Genomic DNA, 18,437 nt, shown 5'->3' on the forward strand with positions numbered 1-18,437 from the left:
TCGAGGCTACCCGCCCAGCGAACCCCGCAGCCCAGCCTGCACCAGAGCCGCACGCAACCGCAGCGACAACGCGGCCAGCTCCCGCAACGTCTCACCAGCACGCGCACGCGCCGCCGGATCACGCTGCAAAGCCAGCGGCGCCACCACCTGCTCCAGCAAACCCAGCTCCCGGTCAGCAGCCACCCGGAACGCCCGCAGATGCCGCGCCTGCAAACCATGCTCAGCCAGCGCGGCCACCACCGAGCACACCTCCAGAGCCTCCGGCTCGAACCGGCCATCCGGCCGCGAAGCCACCAGCCCGAACTGCACAGCCCCCGCCAGGCCCTCCTCATCCAGGCCCGACAACGCCAGCAGCTCAGAGCGGTCCAGCACCCGCTCAGCCACCGGCTGCCGCTCATCGGCACCCACCAGCCGCAACGGCGCGGCCGCCCCAGCCTCCAGCTGCTCCCGGATCACCCGCAACGGCAGATACCGATCCCGCTGCGCCGTCAGGATGAACCGGAGCCGCGCCACATCCGCCCAGGCGTACTTCCGATACCCAGACGCCGTACGACGCGGCTCCACCAGGCCCTCAGCCTCCAGGAACCGCAACTTGGAGATCGTCACATCCGGGAAGTCCGGCCGGAGCTGACCCAGCACCTCACCGATGCTCATCAGCCCCCCGGCGCCATCGGCTGATGCCGCAGCACCCCCGGACCCCGTCACGACGCGGCAGCCCCCTCAGCCGACCGCGGCCCAGCGATGAACACCAGACGGAACTTCCCGATCTGCACCTCATCACCATTCGACAGCGTCACGGCCTCCACCCGCTCCCGGTTCACATAGGTGCCGTTCAGGCTCCCCACATCCCGGACAGTGAAATAACCACCCTCACGCTGGAACTCGGCATGCCGCCGCGACACCGTCACATCATCCAGGAAGATGTCGGAATCAGGATGCCGCCCGCTCGTCGTCACATCATGATCCAGCAGGAACCGCGCACCAGCGTTCGGCCCACGCCGCACCACCAGCAACGCCGTGTCCGGCGGCAGCGTGCCAGAAACCCTCGCGGGCATTACATCGTCATCGGACGCCAGCGCATCATCTATGGCGCCGAGATTCAAGGTCGACGTCACATCGAGCGGGGGGTACTCGTCGTCTGCGCGTGTCATCGGGCCACCTCACGGGGAGAAAACCGGCGGGCATCACGCCACCCGCCAGCTTGGACTGTCAGGACTGCTCAATCAGCTTCTGGTACGCGGCCGCGTCCAGCAGCTCGCCGTACGCCGCAGGATCAGCCGGCTCGATCTCCACCAGCCAGCCATCGCCATACGGGTCACTGTTGATCAGATCCGGCGACTCCGCAAGCGCCTCGTTGCGAGCCGTCACCGTACCGGACACCGGAGCATAAATCTCCGACACGCTCTTCGTCGACTCCACCTCACCAGCCGACGCGCCAGCCTCCACAGCCGACCCAGCCTCCGGAAGGTCCACATAGACGATGTCACCCAGCGCATCCTGCGCGAACTGAGTGATCCCGACCCGCAGCGCCCCACCCTCCGCAACACGAACCCACTCGTGCTCCGCGGTGTACCGCAGCTCCTCAGGAATCGCAGAACTCACGTGCAATCCTCTCGATCATGAAACGGGCCGAGCATACTTCGCCGACACAGCCTGCCGCAGCGACGTCACCCGCACCTCACCAGGCTGACGAATAACGACCGTACCGTCCACCCGCCGGACCATGTCCACTACCCCGCCCGGAATGTTCAACGCGGCGCGCATCGTCTGCGGATCACCGATCACCGACACAGTGAACGGAGCACCCAGCTTCACACCGTCCACGATGATCCCAGCCCCATCGTCCACGAAGTACGTCTGCGCCACGATCCGCACCGTCCCGCCCGTCGCCCCACCGATCTGCATCGCCTCCGCACCGGCACCCCGCAGCTCCTCCACCGCGTCCAGCACCGTCGAAGCCGTCACCGGCTGCGTACCAGCCCGGAACTCGATCTCCAGTCCCGTACCCGTGGCAGGCAGCGTCCCCGCCAGGATCCCCAGCTCGTCAGCACGCGAACGGGCAGCGGCCAGCGCCGCCTCCTTACCCTGCGCACCCGACGTCAGCTGCCGCTTCGAATCCTCCAGCGCCGCCAGCTCACTCCGCAGCCGCTCCTGCCGCGAATCCAGGTCACCCAGAATCCGCACCAGGTCCTCCTGCCGCGCACCCTGCAGATCCTCGTCGGTGTTCCGCGTGTTCACCTGCGCCACGATCGCCAGCCCCAGTACCGCCAGCAAACCAGCGATCAACGTCAGCGCCAGCCGCCGCGAAGCCACCGTCCGCCCAGGCTGCCGCCGCTCCGCAGCCTTCGCTTCGGGCTTCTCCGCGAGCTTCTCTTCCGTGGTCTCGTCAGCCATCATCACGCCTTGAAGAAATGACGCCGGATCGCAGCGACATTACTGAAGATCCGGACCCCCAGCACCACCACGACCCCCGTCGCCAGCTGCCCGCCGACCCCCAGCTGATCCCCCAGGAACACGATGAACCCGGCCACCAGCACATTGGACACGAACGAGATGATGAACTGCCGGTCATCGAACACCTTGTTCAGCTTCGCCCGCAGCCCGCCGAACAACGCGTCCAGCGCCGCCACCACAGCGATCGGCAGATACGGCTGCAACCCCACCGGCACCGTCGGCTCCAGCACCAGGCCCAGCACCATCCCGGCCAGCAACGCCAGCACAGCGATCATCGGACCCCTCCCGAACCCGACACCGAAGGCGACGGAGACGGACTCGGCGACGGCACCGGCCGCGCGTACCGCAACTGCGGATCAGCCGCCGACGCCATCGACAACTTCGAAGCCGCCTTCACCTCGAACACCATCCCGTACTGCCCCACATAACCCTTGAACTGCCGCGCGGCAGCCGTCCCGTTGAAACGCTTCTCCAGATCATCCGGCCCGATCGCCGCGATCCGGTACGGCCCAGACACCGGTTTGAAGTCCACCAGGATCGCCCCGCCAGCCTTCCGGATCGTCGACGTACCCGCCAGCCGCTGATCGTTGATCGCCACCGCCTCGGCACCCGAAGCCCACAACGCGTTCACGATCCGCTGGATGTCACGGTCGTACACCTTCCCCTGCGCCTGGGCCTTCGGCTTCCCCGTCACCGGATCGACCACATCCGAGGCGTCGCCCACCGTCACCACGATCCCGGCACCCCGCACCGGCCCCAGCCCAGTGATCGCCTCGAGATCCCGCAGGTACTTCGCGTCACCACCAGCGTCAGCCAGCGCACGATCCCGCATCCCCGCGACCTCGGCCCGCAGCTTCACCGTCCGCGACTCCAGCTCGTCAGCCGAAGCCTGATCCCGCTTGATGTCCGAGACCAGCTTCTCCCGCGTCTTCGTCGCGTCCGGAGCGTCCGCCACCACCTTCAGATACGCCACGGCCAGCAGGAAACCGATCGCCGCCAGCGCCAGCACCCGGCCGGCCACACCCCACGGGCCACTCTTGTGCCCACCAGCGGCCGCATCCGCATACCCCGGATCCAGCGAATTCTCGAAGATCTCCGTCAGCAGATCCCCGCCGAACTGCTGACCAGGCTTCCCCCCACCAGGAGCGGTCATACCCGGCTCTCCTGCCTCGCCTCACGGATCAGCGAGAAGATCTGCCACAGGTACAGCACACCCGACAGCCAGTACAACGCCAGACCCCAGATGCCCAGCGCCCACCCGGCCGCGTACGCCCACGTGTGCACCGTGCCCGACGTCGCAGCCGACAACAACAACGTCGGGAACGCCATCAGCAGCACGAACGTGCCCGTCTTCCCGATGTAGTGCACCGGAGGCGGCCCATACCCGTACCGCCGCAGCACCGGCAGCCACACCCCCACCACGACCTCACGCGCCAGCAACGCAGCGGTGAACTGCCACGGCACGATCTCCCGGATCGTCAGCGCGGCCAGCGTCGCCAGGATGTACAACCGGTCAGCGAGCGGATCGAGCAACTGCCCGAGACGCGAACCCTGGTCGAAGCGCCGGGCGACATAGCCATCAACCCAGTCCGTGCCACCACCCACGGCGAGAACCACCACCGCCGCCAGGTCATAGTGCACCGGCCCGAGCATCAGCCACAGGAACACCGGCACACCCAGCAACCGGGCGAACGAGATGGCGTTCGGCACAGTCAGGACCCGCCACGACTCCGGGGAACGCTCCCGCACCATGAGCCCTCCCCGCCAGGTGAAACCGTCTCCAAGACTGTAACCGGCTAGGCCCGCCACAGGCCCAGCAGGCAAGCGTCACTCCCCGGCATACGTCCCGAAACACCAGTAAACGCCCTCCGGGTCCCGCACGATGAAGTCCCGCGACCCGTAGTCCGTATCACCCAGCTCCCGGACCACCACCCCACCGGCAGCAACCGCACGCTCGTACAACGCGTCAGGCTCCGACGTCACGATGTACACCGAACCCTGACCGGCCAGATGCTCCTTCAGCGCGCCGGCCCCCGCCGTACCCAGCATCACCCCGCCACCCTCCGGCCACCGCAACTCCGCATGCACCACAGCGCCCTCCACATCACCAGGCACCGTCAGCGTCGACACGAACCCGAAAGCCTCCGTCAGGAACCGGATCGCCGCAGGCGCGTCGCGGTAACTCAGACCAGGCCACACATGTACTGCCTTGTTCTCCGTCATACCGACGACGCTACGGACGCCTCCCGCCCGCCGACTTGAACAATTGGGAACTCCTCCCCCGCCAGCCACGCCGACGGCGAGCACCCGGCGAGATCCCGCCACTCCCGCGCCAGATGCGCCTGGTCGGAGTACCCGCAGTCCGCGGCGATCCGGGCGAGCGAGAGCCGGCCGTGCCCGACGAGCAGCTCACGGGACCTGGCGAACCGGGCGACCCGCGCAGCTTCCTTCGGCCCGATCCCGTACTCCGCCGTGAACCGCGCGCTCAGATGCCTGCGGCTCCAGCCCAGCTCGTCAGCGAGGGAGGCGATCGGAAGCGTGCCGGCCGAGGCGAGGATGCGCCGGTAGGCGCGGGTGAGGGTTTCAGTGGGTGCCGGGTCACCCTCGCTTTGGCATCCTAGGACCCTATCCAACAGGGCGAACCGTTCCGGCCAGGTGGCCAGGTCCGCCAGCTGAGACGGAAGGTCCCGCCCCGCCGGGCCGAGCAGGTCCCGCAGGTCGACGCACAGACCGGCCAGCTCTCCGGCCGGTACACCCAGAAGTGCTCTTGCGCCGGCGGGCGTGAGGTCCAGCTGCACGCCGGTCTGGTTGCCATCGTGGGGAAGGAAGGCCGGGCCGGCGAACAGGCCGCTGGCCAGAGCGGCGAAGCCCTGCGGCGCGGCGGCGGAATCGAGGCTGACCAGGGTCGGCGCGGCCAGGCTGATCACGACGGTCAGGTAGGGACCCGGCAGGCCGATGTGCACCCCAGGTGCGAAACCTCGCAGGTCATAGGCCTGGTAGCTCCGGACGAAGGGGCGCAGTCCCGGCGCGGGCAGCCCGGTGACGGAGATCGCGGTGTGGCCCACGCCATCACGGTAGCTCCCGGGCACCACGAGGCGGGCAAGTACAGTTCCGTGGGCGTACCCCGTATGGAAGGACAAGACGGAAGTGAACGGCATCGACCCCGCACGGCTGGCGCTGGCTCTGGAAGTGATCGCCGAAGCCGAAGGCCTCGACGCCGAGCACCCGGACGCCATCGCGATCCGCCGTGCCACGGCCGGCATCTACAAGGCCGTCAAGCAGCAGCGCCGGATGACCAAGCGCGCGGCGGAGGCGGCGGCCGACCTGGCCGTCACCGAGCTCACCGCGACCGGGGCAGCTGGGCGGATCGACGACGAGACCGAGGGCATCCCCCTCGTGTCAGCCGCGCCGAACGCCCTCGCCGGTGTGCTCAACAAGGCACGCGGCTGCTACACGTGCAAGAAGCGGTACACGCTCGTCGACGCGTTCTACCACCAGCTGTGCCCCGACTGCTCAGCCTTCAACCGCTCCCGGCGCGAGGCCCGCACCGACCTGGCCGGGCGGCGCGCCCTGCTGACCGGCGGCCGGGCGAAGATCGGCATGTACATCGCGCTCCGGCTGCTGCGGGACGGCGCGCACACCACGATCACCACCCGGTTCCCGAACGACGCGGTCCGCAGGTTCAAGGCGATGCCGGACAGCGCGGAGTGGATGCACCGGCTGCGCATCGTCGGCATCGACCTGCGGGACCCCGGCCAGGTCGTCACGCTCGCCCAGTCCGTGGCCGCGGCCGGGCCGCTGGACATCCTGATCAACAACGCGGCGCAGACCGTGAAGCGCTCCCCCGGCGCGTACGCCCCGCTCGTCGAGGCCGAGTCCGCGCCGCTGCCCGCCGGTGAGCTGCCGGAGATGGTGCACCTGTCGCGCGGGCAGGCCGAGCTGGCCAGCGGCCACGAGCACGCGTTCACCCCGGCGATGCTGACCGAGCTGGCCCTGACCGCCCGGTCCACGTCGCCGGAGCGGATGGCGGCGCTCACCGCGATCGACGCCGGCGGACTGGTGCCCGACCTGGCCTCGGTGAACAGCTGGACGCAGCGGGTCCACGAGGTCGACCCGGTCGAGCTGCTCGAGGTGCAGCTGTGCAACCAGACCGCGCCGTTCATCCTGGTCAGCATGCTCCGGCCGTCGATGGCGGCCTCGCAGTCCCGCCGCAAGTACGTCGTGAACGTGTCGGCGATGGAGGGGCAGTTCAGCCGGGCGTACAAGGGGCCGGGGCACCCGCACACCAACATGGCGAAGGCCGCGCTGAACATGCTCACCCGGACCAGCGCCGAGGAGATGCTGACCGACGGGATCCTCATGACGGCCGTCGACACCGGCTGGATCACCGACGAGCGCCCGCACCCGGAGAAGATGCGGCTGCACGCCGAGGGGTTCAAGGCCCCGCTGGACCTCGTCGACGGGGCGGCCAGGGTCTACGACCCGATCGTGCGCGGCGAGGCCGGCGAGGACATCTACGGCGTCTTCCTGAAGGACTACGCTCCGTCTCCCTGGTGAAAGCGCGGTGCCCGGCGTTCGAGGAAGGCGCTCAGTCCTTCCCTGACGTCGGGGGCCGTCCGGCTGCGGCGTTCCCACTCGCGGGCGGTCGCGTGCGGGTCGGGGCTGTCGATGATGGCCTTGGCCGCGCCGAGGGTCTGCGGAGAGCGGCTGGCCAGCAGCGCGGCGAACTCCTCCGCCCTCGTGGCGACGTCCGGTACGACCTCGTCGGCGAGCCCGATCCGTTCCGCGTGCTCCGCGCCGACCAGTTCGGCGGAGAACAGCAGGTACTTCGCCCGGGCCGGGCCGACCAGCCGGGCGAGGCGGGCTGACGGCACCGCCGGGTACACGACGCCGAGCTTGGCCGGCGTGATGCCGAACCGGGCGGACGGCTCGGCGAACCGCAGGTCGCAGGCGACGGCGAGCTGGCAGCCGCCCCCGACACACGCGCCTTCGACCACGGCGATGGTCGGGTGCGGGAACGCGGCGAGTGCCTCCTCCGCGCGGACGTTCGTGGCGTGGTACTCGTCGGCGCGGTCCGGGTCGGAGTAGATGCCGTGCAGCTCGGAGATGTCGGCGCCAGCGGAGAACGTGCCGCCGGCGCCCCGGAGCAGGAGTACCCGGACACTGCGGTCGGCGGCCAGCCCGGCGAGGATGCCGGGAATCGCCGCCCACATGGCCAGCGTGAGCGCGTTGCGCTGGGCCGGGCGGTCGATGAGCAGGGTCGCGACCCCGCCGGTACCAGCGCTGACCTTCAAACCGGGGACATCCTGTTCGCTCATGCCGGGGACCATACCGTCACGCCTGGCCGGGGCTGTGCGGGAGCTGGGTAAGCTCCTCTGCTGTCGGCGTTGCTGATCAATTCAGCTCGCATTCACGGGGAAGACGGCCGGGTGCGCCAGGCTGCTCCACACCGGACTCTCAGGAGGAGACAGTGGCCGACCGCCGCCAGATTCTGCGCATGGGCGCACTCACCGCAGGTGCCGTGATCGCGGGACAGGCCGGCTCGGCCGTGCCCGCGTTCGCCACCCCGCCTGCCAGGACCCCCGGCCAGACCCGGCCGCTCGTGATCGGGCACCGTGGCGCCTCCGGTTACCGGCCGGAGCACACCCTCGCGGCCTACGAGCTGGCCGCGAGGATGGGCGCCGACTACATCGAGCCAGACCTGGTGTCCACGAAGGACCACGTGCTGGTCGCCCGGCACGAGAACGAGATCTCCACGACGACCGACGTGGCCTCCCGCCCGGAGTTCGCCGGCCGCCAGACGACGAAGATCGTCGACGGGGTGTCCTTCACCGGCTGGTTCACCGAGGACTTCACCCTCGCAGAGCTCAAGACGCTGCGGGCCGTCGAGCGGCTGCCGAAGCTCCGCCAGCACAGCACGGTGTTCAACGGGCTGTTCGAGGTCCCCACGCTCCAGGAGATCCTCGACCTCCAGGACCGGCTGTGCCGGGAACTGCGCCGGGAGATCGGTGTCTGCCCGGAGACCAAGCACCCGCTGTACTTCCAGTCGATCGGGCTGGACCTGGAGACCCCGCTGGCGGCGGCCCTGCGGCACAACGGGCTGAACAAGCCGAACTCCCCTGTCTTCGTGCAGTCCTTCGACAACTCCAACCTGAGGGACCTGCGCACCAGGCACAAGCTGCGTGTCCCGCTCGCCTACCTCGTGCAGAGCCCCGCCCAGGTCACCCCGGCCGCGCTCGCCGAGCTGGCGACGTACGCCAACGGCATCGGCCCGGTGAAGGACCTGGTCATCCCGCGTAAGGCCGACGGCACGCTGGGCACGGCGACCAGCCTCGTCGCCGACGCGCACGCGGCCGGCCTGGTCGTGTACCCGTGGACGTTCCGCGCGGAGAACCAGTTCCTCCCCGCCGACTACCGGTCCAGCTCCGACACCGCGGCGCACGGCCGGGCGATCGACGAGCAGATCGCGTACCTGAAGGCCGGCGTCGACGGCCTGTTCACCGACAACCCGGACATCGGCGCGCTGGCCCGCACGCTCTGGTCGGCCTGACATCTCCCCGGGCGGGGCTGCCTGGGGACGTCAAGATCACGTGTGTGCCCCCTCGGCCGGGCACCGGTTTCCGTGGCCAGCTACCGTGGGCCGGTGAGCCGGGACAGCATCATCAGGCGGGTCGAGCTGGGCACCGCCGAGCTGGTACCGGATCCTTACCGGCCAGGCGGCTGGACCGTCCTGGTCGACGGCGTGGCCCAGTCGTACGTGAACGTGCGGCGGCCGGCGCATCTGGAGTTCGAGTACGTCCGGCGGGTCGCCGCTGTCGTCGCGGCGTGCCCGTCCGGCCCGCTGCGGGTGCTGCACCTCGGCGGGGGCGGGATGACGATCCCCCGGTACATCGCGCATGTGCATCCCGGGGCGCAGCAGCTCGTCGTCGAGCGGGACAGCAAGCTCCTCGCCCTCGTCCTCGGCGTGCTGCCCCTGCCGGACGGCGCCGGCGTGCGGGCGGAGGCCGGTGACGCGCGGTCGGCTGTGGAGGGCGCGGCGGACGGCTCGTACGACCTCGTCATCGGCGACGTGTATCGCGGGGCGCTGATGGAGCGCAGCACCGCCAGTACGGAATTCGTGTCCGAAGTGGCCAGGGTGCTGGCCCCGGGCGGGTTCTACGCCGTCAACGTGACCGATCTGCCCCCGCTGGCGTTCTCCCGTGCGCACGCCGCGACGCTGCTCACCGAGTTCCGTGACGTGGCTCTGCTGTCGGAGCCGGGCATGATGCGCGGCAAGCGGTTCGGCAACCTGGTCTTCGCCGCTGCCGCCGCCGAGCACGGCCTGCCAGCGAAGAAGCTGAGCCACTTCCTGGCCGCAGACAAGGTCCCCGGCCGGCTGGTGCGGGGCACTGGGCTGGCCGGGTTCATCGGGGACGCTGAGCCTCAGGCCGACGCTTCCTTTTGACGCGATCCTTGCCTACTCTCTGGCGAATGAATTCGCTTAGCCGCAGAACAGTTCTCGCTGGTACTGCTTCGGCCGCCGCCGCGACCCTCGTCGCCGGACGGGCCTCGGCCGAAGGCACCGACAACCCGACGAACACCGTTCCCGAGACGCTGGCCAGGACCCTGAGTGCCCCGGAAGGCAAGGCGGAGGCTGCCTTCCCCCTCAGTCACCTGAGCGTGTCGTGGACCGGCCAGCAGACCGGCGCCGGAGTGCGGCTGCGCACGGCGGCCGGCTGGCAGGAGTGGCAGGAGGCTCCCGGCTGCTGCACCGGCCGCGACGACCTGCCTGCCGACAGCCAGTACTCGCTGATCGCCGCCCCGGGTGTCGTCGGCTACGAGCTGGCCCTCCCGGCCGGCGCGACGGCGGGCCGCGTCACGGAACTCAACACTGTGGACGGTCCCCGCCGGGCGGTCAAGCAGGTACCGAGCCGCAACCCCGTCCCCCGCTCCCCGTACCTGAGCCGCAGCAAGTGGGGCGCCGACGAGTCGAAGCGGTTCGACAGCACCGGCAAGGAGATCTGGCCGCCGGCGTACTTCCCCGTGCAGACCCTCACCGTCCACCACACGGCGGGCATCAACAACGATCCCGACCCGGCCGCGACGGTGCGGGCGATCTACCACGAGCACGGCATCGGCCGGGGCTACGGCGACATCGGGTACCACCTGATGATCGACGAGGCGGGCCGGGTCTACGAGGCGCGTTACTCCGGCGCTGACCCGTTCCCCGTCTTCGGGCAGATCAGCCCGGAGGGGCTGCCGATGATGGTCAACGCCGGCCACGCGGTGGGCTTCAACGCCGGCAACATCGGCGTGTGCCTCCTCGGCCACTTCAACAAGCAGCTGCCGACGCGGGCCGCCCAGCGCAGCCTCGTCTACGTCCTCGCGGCGCTGTCCGTCCTGTGTGACCTCGACCCGGACGGCACGACGAACTACGTCAACCCGATCAGCGGCGCGAAGAAGACCGTGAACACGATCTCCGGCCACCGCAACTGGGGCGCGACCGACTGCCCCGGCCACCTCTTCTACCCCGAGCTGGCCCGGATCCGCGCGGAGGTCGCCGCGCTCACTGGACGCTAGGTGCGCTAAGCCGCTGAGCCGTGTGCCTGCTGGGCCTCCCCCAGCAGGTACACGGTCAGCCCCACCCTGGCCCTGATCAGGCCAGCAGGCTGCGTGACGTCGAAGCCCAGGCACCGGGAGATCTGCTCCAGGCGGCGCGCGACGCTGGTGTGGTGCAGGTGCAGGATTTCGGCCGCGCGGCGCAGTGACCCGGCCGCGCAGTAGGCATCGAGAGTTTCCAGATCTTCCGCTGTACCCGCCAGGCGGCCGACTGCCAGCACATCGGCGTTGCCCTGCGCCGCTTCCGGCGGGATGTCGGCGAGCAGGGCGAGGGCTCCGAGGCTGTCGTAGCGGACGACGGGCTCGCGGGCTGTGGTGAAGCGCAGCGCCGTCCGGGCCTCCCGCCAGGACCGCCCGGGGTGCCCCGGGGTCCCGAAGCCAGCCCTGATCCCGGCCGGGACGGCGGAAACATCCACTGTGGCGGACAGGATCACGCCCGTACCGGCGACGGTGGCCGCCTTCACCAGCCGGTCCGGGCAGATCGCGGCGGCGGTCTCCGTGAGCGGGGCTGGTGAGCTGACGGCCGTGACGCGGACCGGCGACGTGGCCGGGAAGCCCAGCAGCCGCAGCGCACGGGCCCGCGCGGCCTCGTCGGTGTCCGCGCCGATCACGAGTTCGAGCAGAGCCGGATCGGCCATCGTCGTCCGGGCCGGGCCGTACCGCTCGACCACGGCGGCCGCGGTGATCGCGAGCCGGTCCAGCAGCATGTCGTCGAGCAGCGTCGGCGGGCCGGGCCGCTCCAGCCACGCCGTGCCGATCTCCTCGTCGTCCAGGGTGATCGGCGCCGAGGTCGACGCGGGCGGCGCGGGTACCGGGGCCTTCGTGCCGTCCGGTGACATCCGGATCACCTCGCCGGTGCCGTGCAGCCGGATCCCGGTCACGCACTCCGCCGGGCCAGCCGAGGCCCTGGCCAGCACGGGCAGGTCGACCCGGCGGCGGGTCAGCGTGTCGTAGAACATCACGACGCGGATCGCGCCCTCGGCGTGGGAGTCCAGTTGTGACAGTCGCAGGGCGAGGGCCTCCATGCCACGAGGATAGGCTGGCCGGCGCGCCGATCGGTGCGCGGGCGCGGCGGGATGCCCGACGCCCGTCGGATGATCGCGCGCCGTCCGGCGGCGACGATGGTCGGCATGGATCCCGAACTCGAAGCCTTCGTCCCGCTGTTCCCCTCGGCCGACATGTCCGACCCCGCGGCGGCCCGCGCGAACCTCGCAGCCCTCGCCAGCGCCGCCCCGCCACCGGACATGACCGGCATCACCGTCGAGGACCGCACCGTACCGGCCAGCCCTGCCGTCCCGGTCCGCGTCTACCGCCCCTACGGGATGACCGGCGGCGCCGTCATCTGGATGCACGGCGGCGGGTTCGTCATGGGCGACCTCGGCACCGAGCATCCGTGGGCGAGCCGGGTGGCCGCCGCCACCGGAGCCCTCGTCATCTCCGTCGGCTACCGGCTGGCACCCGAGGACCCGTACCCGGCGGCCCTCGACGACGTCTACGCCGTCCTGGAGTGGACGGCCAGGCACGCCACCGAGCTGGGCGTCGACCCGGAGCGGATCGCGGTCGCCGGGCACAGCGCCGGGGCGGGACTCGCGGCGGCCGTCTGCCTGCGATCCCGCGACCAGGGCGGCCCGCCGATCCGGTTCCAGCTGCTCAACCAGCCCGAACTCGACGACCGCCAGGAGACGTGGTCGGCGCGGAACTTCACCGGCACGCCCTGGATGACGCGCGCGAAGCTCGCCCAGACCTGGGGTCACTACCTCGGCCCGGCCGGAGCTGCTGACGAGTACGCCGCGCCGGCCAGGGCCGCCGATCTGGGCGGGCTGCCGCCGGCCTACATCGCGACCGCGGAGTTCGACCCGCTGCGCGACGAGGGCATCGAGTACGCCCTGGGGCTCCTGCGGGCCGGCGTGCCCGTCGAGCTGCACCAGTGGCCCGGCACCTTCCACGGCTCGCAGGCGATCCTGTCGGCCGAGATCTCCCAGCGCCAGCTCGCCGAACTCGGTGCGGCACTCCGCCGTGCCCTCGCCAGTTAAGGAGCACCAGCAGATGACCACGGCAACGCTCGACCTGTTCTCCTCGTTCGTCCACCTCACCCCCGGCGGCCAGATGCAGGCCGGCCCGCAGGTCTTCGATCCCGGCCGGGAGGGCTGGCAGGTCATGGCCTTCCAGGTCGAGACCGGTGAGGACGTGCACGCCGGCCACTGGGAGGTGCACACCGAAGCCGACGAGCTCGTCTCCTGCCTCAGCGGCGGCATCCGGCTCTACTTCCGCCCTGAGGCACCGGGCGGGGAGGAGGAAGAGATCGCCGTACCGGCGGGCCGGGCAGTGATCGTGCCGCGTGGACGGTGGCACCGTATCGAACTCGACGGGCCCAGCCACATCCTCTCGGTGACCCTGCCCCGGGGCAGCCGCCTCGAGAAGAGGTGAGTCAGGCGGCAGACCGGGCCTGACCACCCATATTCGGGCAGAACCGAATGTCATTGTCGCCTATATCGAACCCTGTGCATGCTCTTGCCGTCAGGAATAGTGCTTCACCAGCGCGAAGGAGACCAGCATGGTGAGAAACGTACTGTCCAGGATGGCCATGACCGGGGCGGCGGCCCTCGTACTGGCAGGCGCCTTCTCCGCACCGGCCCAGGCGCAGGCCGATCCCAACGCGGCGGAGATCGCCAGCCTGCTGGCCGGCCGGGGCGACTGTCCCGCCGAGTACGCCTGCCTGTGGGTGCACCGGGACTGGCAGGGCGACCGCTGGCAGGGAAGGTACAACAACGGCACCCTGCCGTCGTTCATCAACAACAAGGCCTCGTCCTCGTACAACAACGGCCGCAGCTGCACCGTCCACTTCGCCACCGGCACCTGGTACAGCGGGCAGATCATGGCTGAGGGGCTCGGCAGTTACCGCCAGGACCTGTCCCTCGACCCGAAGCCCGGCGGCGGCAACTGGAACGACGACTTCGAGTCGATGTACTGGTGCAGTCACTGACATGCGACCGACCGTCAAGGCCACGCTGATGGTGTTGATGGTCGGCCTGCTCTCCGGCTGCGGTGACCCGCGGCCGGAGAGCGCGCCGGTCCCGGACCGCCTCGACCAGGCCACAGTGGACATGATCACGAACACGGGTGCGTACCCGGCCCGGCTGTACCAGGTCTCGCTGGCCGCCAACGCCCAGGCCGAGAGGTGCATGCGTGACGCCGGCATCCCCTGGCGGGGCGGGGTCACGAAACCCAACCCGAACGCCGACGAGGGCGGCGGGGTCAGCGTCGAGTGGGTACGCCAGCACGGGTACGGCATGTCCGACGGCACCCCGTCAGCGGGTGGCCAGCCCGAGCAGCCGGCCGGCGACGACCCCCGGCTGCGCGACACGCTCCTCGGCCCGCCCGCCGCGCTGGCCAAGCTGACCGCGCCGAACGGCGTCGTCTACTGGTACCCGAGACAGGGCTGCGCCGCGAAGGGCCACCTGGCGCTGTACGGCGACCTCGACACCTGGGCGCGGATCACGTACTTCCCGCAGGAGATCAGCCGCGACCTGTTCCGCCGGGCCACCGCCGACGAGCGGTACCAGGCGGCGCTCGGCCGGTGGCGGGTGTGCATGGCGCAGTACGGGTACGCCTACGGCGCGCCGGACGACGTCACTGCCGCGCTCGGCAAGCAGTACGAGAACTCCGCCGAGCCGCTCGGCCAGCGCAAGGAGAAGGAGATCACGATCGCGCTGCGCGACGTGGGCTGCGACCGGCAGGCCGGGCTGTCGAAGACCGGGCTGGAGCTGCGCCGGGAGTTCGCCCAGACCATCGAGCCGGCCCAGCGCGCCGAGATGGCCCGGCTGTCGGGGCTGTTCGCCAGGGCGGAGGAGCGCAGCGGGAAACTGCCACGCCCCTCGGGCTCCGGATAGGTCAGGACGCGGCGTCGACCGTGTGCTTGAGCAGCAGGGCCGTGGTGACGGGGCCGACGCCGCCGGGTACGGGGCTGAGGCCACCGGCCACGGTGGCGACGGCCGGGTCGGCGTCACCGGCGAGGCCGCCGTCCGGGGTCGGGTTCGTGCCGACGTCGATGACGGTCGCGCCCGGGCGGACGTGGCCCGGCGTGATCAGCCCGGCCTTGCCGACCGCGACGACGACGACGTCGGCCTGGGAGGTGTGGGCGGCGAGGTCGCGGGTACGGGCGTGGCACACCGTCACCGTCGCCTCCCGGTCGAGCAGGAGCAGCGCGGCGGGCTTGCCGACCACAGTGGAGTGTCCGACCATCACCACGTCCTGGCCGGCGAGCGGGACCCGGTGGTACTCGAGCAGGGTCACCACCGACTCGGCCGTGGCCGGGGCGTAGGCGGGCAGGCCGGCGGCGAGACGGCCGAGGCTTTCCGGGTTCGCGCCGTCCACGTCCTTGGCCGGGTCGATCGCCCGGGCGAGGTCCGGCAGCTTCAGCCCGGCGGGCAGCGGCGTCTGGAGGATGACGCCGTGCACGCCCGGGTCGGCGCTGAGCAGCTCCAGCACGCGGACGATCTCCTGCTCGCCGGCTGCCGGGCCGAGGTCGGTGATCTCGCAGAGAATGCCGACGCGGCGGGCCATCGACGCGAGGGAACGCACGTACCAGGCGCTCGCCTCACTGTCGGTCGCGGTCACGACGGCCAGCTTCGGCGGGCGGCCGGCGGCGGTGAGCACTGCGGCCCGCGCTGCCGTCTCGGCCCGGATGGCGGTGGCCAGCGGGACACCGCTGAGGACCTTGGCCTGGCCGGGAACGACGGCGGGGCGTTCGCGCTGGTCGGGCGTGAGCGGTGCCGCGGCGAGGCCGGCCGCGCCGCCGGGAGCGAGCAGGCCGGCTGCCTCGGGCGCGACGATCCGGGTCTCCGGAGCGGAAAGGGTGCTGGTCACCTGGTCACCGCCCGCAGGACGGTCTCGGTGACCAGGTCGGCGCGGGCTGCGAGCGCCGGGACGGTACCCGAGCTGGCGGCGAGCCGGTCGTTGTCCGGCCCGGCGGGCAGGCCGGCCCGGTTGATCTCGACGTTGAGCCGCGCGCTGACGGCGGCGGCCCGGGCGGCCTCCGCGCCGGCCCCTACGTCGGTGATCACGTTCTTGTTGCCGATCGGCAGGAGCCGCTCGGCCAGCCGGATCAGCCGGTGAGCCGCCTCGATCGTCGCCACCTGCGGCTCGGCGGCACCCAGCAGCGCCGCGACGATCGCGGTGGACCGCTCGGGAGTGCGGAGCTTGTAGGCGTCGGCGACCGCGCTGAACGCCGCGATGTCCGCCTCGGCGAGCGCCAGCCCCTCGGCGCGCAGCTCGTCGGCCTCGGCCACGGCCGCCGTCACCTCGGGATTGGCCTGATCGCTGTACCTGGCCACCATCGCCAGCAGGGCCGCGGCCTGGGCGGCGTGCAGGGCTGCGACGGCACCGCCGCCGGGGGCTGGCACACGGTCAGCGAGCTGGGCTGCGTACTCCCCGACCGGCTGGTCTCGCAGGAGTACCTGATCGGGCACAGATGTCTCTTCACGCATAGGGCAAGCCATCCCATCCAGCAGCACTGCTGTCCGAGAAGGGGCGCCCAGGCGGTCGACACCGTCTTCCATGAAGTGATCCGGCCGCTCCCCGGTGGTACCCCACCCTCGCCAGTCGCGGCCAGCGCCACGGTACCGCAGCCGGGCACGCCGTCCCAAATCGTGGCGGTGGCGGACGGGCAGCAACGGGTACAAGATGGGAATATGCCTGAGAGCGCGCTGAAGTTACGCGCGGCGCTGGCCACCTTCGGCCTGATCTTCTGCGTTCTCGCCGGGGTTCTGGCCTGGCGGGCCGGCGTGGTGTGGCTGGCGTGGCCGTTGTTCTTCTTCGCCCTGGTGGGCGCTGTCGACCTGTATGTCATCTTCGACCGGATGCGTCATCACCACGGGCCGTGGATCCGCCATCACGGGCCGTGGCTGCGGCACCGGTGACCGGGGGCCTGGTTTCCATCCCGGTTTCCGGGTGCGGGGGTCGTGAGGCCGGCGGCGGGGCGGGCGGGCCCCGGGCAGCCAGCGGGCCCGGCTGGAGGGGTGCGGTGGCAGCAGGTAACCCTTTGCGCTGGTGAAATGCGGCGAAAGCGCCGCGCGGCAGCGGGCTGCCCCGGCAGTATCGATGCGTGGACCTGCCGTTGTCGCCGCCCATCGAGCCGATGCTGGCCAAGAGCGTGCCAGCCATCCCGCTCGCGCCGGGCATGAGCTACGAGCCCAAGTGGGACGGATTCCGGTGCGTCGTGTTCCGCGACGGGCCGGAGGTGGAGCTGGCCAGCCGGGGACGCAAGACGCTGACCAGGTACTTCCCGGAGGTTGTCGGCTTCTGCCAGCCAGCGCTGCCCGAGCGGTGCGTCGTGGACGGCGAGCTGGTAGCCATTGTGGACGGTGCGCTGGACTTCGACACGCTGAGCCAGCGGATCCACCCTGCGGACTCCCGGGTGCGGATGCTCGCGGAAAAGACACCCGCGAGCTTTGTGGCCTTCGACCTGCTGGCGATCGGTGACGAGGACCTGACCGGGCTGCCGTTCAGCGAGCGGAGGGCACGGCTGGAGCAGGCTATACCGGGCGGCGGGCCGGTCTACCTGACCCCCGCGACCACGGACGCGGAGCTGGCGGCCCGGTGGTTCGCGCGGTTCGAGGGCGCCGGGCTCGACGGGCTGATCGCCAAGCCGGCCGGGATCGGCTACGAACCGGGAAAACGGCTCATGTTCAAGATCAAGCACGCCCGGACGGCTGACGTGGTCGTCGCCGGGTACCGGCTGCACAAGGACGGCGCCGGCGTCGGTTCGCTGCTGCTCGGCCTGTACCAGGACGGCAGGCTCCACCACGTCGGCGTGTGCAGCTCGTTCAGCGCCGCCCGGCGCAAGGAACTCCTGACGGAACTCGCCCCGTACGAGAACCCGGCCACGCATCCCTGGTTCGACCCGTCGACCGGCCAGCGCGTCCCGGGCGGGCCGAGCCGCTGGCAGGCCGTGGCCAAGGACTGGGTACCGCTGCGGCCGGAGCTCGTCTGCGAGGTCGGCTACGACCACATGGAGAACAAGGAACGGTTCCGGCACGTGGCCCAGTTCGCCCGGTGGCGGCCGGACCGCGAACCGGAGTCGTGCACGTGGGAACAGCTGGACGAGCCGGTCAGCTTCGACGTCGCGTCTGTGCTGGCTGGCAGGCCCTAGGTGTTCTGTCCATGGACGTTGGTGATGTGGGGTCTTGAAAGGGTGAGGGCCTGCCGGTTAGGTGTGGAGCTACCAAGTCAGCCGCACCCGAGCCGGAAGGCCCTCGATGGTCCACCGTAATGCACCCTTGTCCGAGACGGGCAGGCTGCGTCTTGCCCGTTGCGTTGTTGATGATCAGTGGCCGTTGCGCCGTGCCGCGGAGCGGTTCCAGGTGTCGGCGACGACCGCGGCGCGG

General features: G+C 70.8%; 23 protein-coding genes, 1 pseudogene and 1 riboswitch. Of the genes and pseudogenes, 11 read left to right on the forward strand and 13 right to left on the reverse strand.

Translation table 11 applies throughout. The annotated features are described in order from the left end of the window. Nucleotides 1-6: 6 nt before the first annotated feature. From ftsR to A3G1_RS0128060, 9 genes are all read right to left on the reverse strand, one after another. A complete protein-coding gene (ftsR, locus tag A3G1_RS0128020) occupies nt 7-654 on the reverse strand; it encodes a transcriptional regulator FtsR (RefSeq protein WP_018352822.1) in 648 nt (215 codons plus the stop codon). Nucleotides 655-701: 47 nt separating this feature from the next. After that, nucleotides 702-1,151: an oxoglutarate dehydrogenase inhibitor Odhl gene (gene odhI, locus A3G1_RS0128025; RefSeq protein WP_018352823.1), complete on the reverse strand. Its 450-nt coding sequence runs from the start codon at nt 1,149-1,151 to the stop codon at nt 702-704. Nucleotides 1,152-1,209: 58 nt separating this feature from the next. Then, on the reverse strand, nt 1,210-1,602 hold the full coding sequence (gene gcvH / locus A3G1_RS0128030) for a glycine cleavage system protein GcvH (RefSeq protein ID WP_018352824.1): 393 nt from the start codon (nt 1,600-1,602) through the stop codon (nt 1,210-1,212). A 15-nt stretch (nt 1,603-1,617) separates the two neighbouring features. Further along, a complete protein-coding gene (locus A3G1_RS0128035) occupies nt 1,618-2,397 on the reverse strand; it encodes a DUF881 domain-containing protein (RefSeq protein ID WP_018352825.1) in 780 nt (259 codons plus the stop codon). Then, complete coding sequence (locus A3G1_RS0128040) at nt 2,397-2,729, reverse strand: small basic family protein (protein WP_018352826.1); 333 nt, start codon at nt 2,727-2,729, stop codon at nt 2,397-2,399. Before A3G1_RS0128040 ends, A3G1_RS0128035 begins: the two co-directional genes overlap by 1 nt. Further along, nucleotides 2,726-3,607: a DUF881 domain-containing protein gene (locus A3G1_RS0128045; protein ID WP_018352827.1), complete on the reverse strand. Its 882-nt coding sequence runs from the start codon at nt 3,605-3,607 to the stop codon at nt 2,726-2,728. The genes A3G1_RS0128040 and A3G1_RS0128045 overlap by 4 nt, the downstream gene beginning before the upstream one ends. Beyond that, the gene (gene clsA / locus A3G1_RS0128050) at nt 3,604-4,206 is read right to left on the reverse strand and encodes a cardiolipin synthase ClsA (RefSeq protein ID WP_018352828.1); all 603 of its coding nucleotides are present in this window, start codon (nt 4,204-4,206) and stop codon (nt 3,604-3,606) included. Before clsA ends, A3G1_RS0128045 begins: the two co-directional genes overlap by 4 nt. A gap of 75 nt (nt 4,207-4,281) precedes the next feature. Further along, nucleotides 4,282-4,677, reverse strand: coding sequence for a VOC family protein (locus tag A3G1_RS0128055; RefSeq protein WP_211216393.1), 396 nt, complete (start codon nt 4,675-4,677; stop codon nt 4,282-4,284). Continuing rightward, nucleotides 4,674-5,519 carry an AraC family transcriptional regulator gene (locus A3G1_RS0128060; RefSeq protein WP_026212603.1) on the reverse strand — a complete coding sequence of 282 codons (846 nt, stop codon included), beginning with the start codon at nt 5,517-5,519 and terminating at the stop codon, nt 4,674-4,676. Before A3G1_RS0128060 ends, A3G1_RS0128055 begins: the two co-directional genes overlap by 4 nt. 82 nt (nt 5,520-5,601) lie before the next feature. On the opposite strand from A3G1_RS0128060, the gene A3G1_RS0128065 reads away from it, so the two are divergent. Next, nucleotides 5,602-7,011: an SDR family oxidoreductase gene (locus A3G1_RS0128065; RefSeq protein WP_018352831.1), complete on the forward strand. Its 1,410-nt coding sequence runs from the start codon at nt 5,602-5,604 to the stop codon at nt 7,009-7,011. Here the strand turns inward: A3G1_RS0128065 and A3G1_RS0128070 are convergent. Continuing rightward, on the reverse strand, nt 6,990-7,772 hold the full coding sequence (locus tag A3G1_RS0128070; RefSeq protein ID WP_040480067.1) for an enoyl-CoA hydratase/isomerase family protein: 783 nt from the start codon (nt 7,770-7,772) through the stop codon (nt 6,990-6,992). The two genes, A3G1_RS0128065 and A3G1_RS0128070, sit on opposite strands and share 22 nt — an antisense overlap. A 179-nt stretch (nt 7,773-7,951) precedes the next feature. Between A3G1_RS0128070 and A3G1_RS0128075 the strand changes: the two genes are divergently transcribed. From A3G1_RS0128075 to A3G1_RS39135, 3 genes are all read left to right on the forward strand, one after another. Next, the gene (locus tag A3G1_RS0128075; RefSeq protein WP_083937157.1) at nt 7,952-9,004 is read left to right on the forward strand and encodes a glycerophosphodiester phosphodiesterase; all 1,053 of its coding nucleotides are present in this window, start codon (nt 7,952-7,954) and stop codon (nt 9,002-9,004) included. Nucleotides 9,005-9,097: 93 nt separating this feature from the next. Then, nucleotides 9,098-9,898: a spermidine synthase gene (locus A3G1_RS0128080; protein ID WP_085985746.1), complete on the forward strand. Its 801-nt coding sequence runs from the start codon at nt 9,098-9,100 to the stop codon at nt 9,896-9,898. A gap of 26 nt (nt 9,899-9,924) precedes the next feature. Further along, complete coding sequence (locus A3G1_RS39135) at nt 9,925-11,013, forward strand: peptidoglycan recognition protein family protein (RefSeq protein ID WP_018352835.1); 1,089 nt, start codon at nt 9,925-9,927, stop codon at nt 11,011-11,013. A gap of 5 nt (nt 11,014-11,018) precedes the next feature. Here the strand turns inward: A3G1_RS39135 and A3G1_RS0128090 are convergent, their stop codons facing one another. Further along, nucleotides 11,019-12,077 carry a helix-turn-helix domain-containing protein gene (locus A3G1_RS0128090; protein WP_018352836.1) on the reverse strand — a complete coding sequence of 353 codons (1,059 nt, stop codon included), beginning with the start codon at nt 12,075-12,077 and terminating at the stop codon, nt 11,019-11,021. Between the two features lie 51 nt (nt 12,078-12,128). Here A3G1_RS0128090 and A3G1_RS0128095 point away from each other — a divergent pair, with 51 nt between their 5' ends. The 4 genes from A3G1_RS0128095 (at nt 12,129) to A3G1_RS0128110 (ending at nt 14,942) form a co-directional block, all read left to right on the forward strand. Then, nucleotides 12,129-13,085, forward strand: a complete 957-nt coding sequence (locus A3G1_RS0128095; protein ID WP_211216394.1) for an alpha/beta hydrolase — start codon at nt 12,129-12,131, stop codon at nt 13,083-13,085. 13 nt (nt 13,086-13,098) lie between these two features. Next, nucleotides 13,099-13,479 carry a cupin domain-containing protein gene (locus A3G1_RS0128100; protein ID WP_018352838.1) on the forward strand — a complete coding sequence of 127 codons (381 nt, stop codon included), beginning with the start codon at nt 13,099-13,101 and terminating at the stop codon, nt 13,477-13,479. 127 nt (nt 13,480-13,606) lie between these two features. Beyond that, nucleotides 13,607-14,035: a peptidase inhibitor family I36 protein gene (locus A3G1_RS0128105; RefSeq protein ID WP_018352839.1), complete on the forward strand. Its 429-nt coding sequence runs from the start codon at nt 13,607-13,609 to the stop codon at nt 14,033-14,035. Between the two features lies 1 nt (nt 14,036). Continuing rightward, nucleotides 14,037-14,942 carry a hypothetical protein gene (locus A3G1_RS0128110; RefSeq protein WP_018352840.1) on the forward strand — a complete coding sequence of 302 codons (906 nt, stop codon included), beginning with the start codon at nt 14,037-14,039 and terminating at the stop codon, nt 14,940-14,942. Between the two features lies 1 nt (nt 14,943). On the opposite strand, the gene A3G1_RS0128115 is transcribed toward A3G1_RS0128110, so the two are convergent. Both A3G1_RS0128115 and A3G1_RS0128120 read right to left on the reverse strand, forming a co-directional pair. Beyond that, a complete protein-coding gene (locus tag A3G1_RS0128115; protein WP_018352841.1) occupies nt 14,944-15,918 on the reverse strand; it encodes a bifunctional 5,10-methylenetetrahydrofolate dehydrogenase/5,10-methenyltetrahydrofolate cyclohydrolase in 975 nt (324 codons plus the stop codon). Beyond that, complete coding sequence (locus tag A3G1_RS0128120; protein WP_018352842.1) at nt 15,915-16,520, reverse strand: cyclodeaminase/cyclohydrolase family protein; 606 nt, start codon at nt 16,518-16,520, stop codon at nt 15,915-15,917. Before A3G1_RS0128120 ends, A3G1_RS0128115 begins: the two co-directional genes overlap by 4 nt. Before the next feature lie 56 nt (nt 16,521-16,576). Beyond that, nucleotides 16,577-16,667: riboswitch (ZMP/ZTP riboswitch) on the reverse strand. A 75-nt stretch (nt 16,668-16,742) separates the two neighbouring features. Here A3G1_RS0128120 and A3G1_RS37240 point away from each other — a divergent pair. The 3 genes and pseudogenes from A3G1_RS37240 to A3G1_RS39905 form a co-directional block, all read left to right on the forward strand. After that, the gene (locus A3G1_RS37240) at nt 16,743-16,970 is read left to right on the forward strand and encodes a hypothetical protein (RefSeq protein ID WP_018352843.1); all 228 of its coding nucleotides are present in this window, start codon (nt 16,743-16,745) and stop codon (nt 16,968-16,970) included. Between the two features lie 185 nt (nt 16,971-17,155). Continuing rightward, the gene (locus A3G1_RS0128130; protein WP_026212609.1) at nt 17,156-18,202 is read left to right on the forward strand and encodes an ATP-dependent DNA ligase; all 1,047 of its coding nucleotides are present in this window, start codon (nt 17,156-17,158) and stop codon (nt 18,200-18,202) included. Between the two features lie 106 nt (nt 18,203-18,308). Beyond that, nucleotides 18,309-18,437: pseudogene (locus A3G1_RS39905) on the forward strand (leucine zipper domain-containing protein); the annotation flags it as partial.

Source organism: Longispora albida DSM 44784 (assembly GCF_000379825.1).
Lineage (GTDB): Bacteria > Actinomycetota > Actinomycetes > Mycobacteriales > Micromonosporaceae > Longispora > Longispora albida.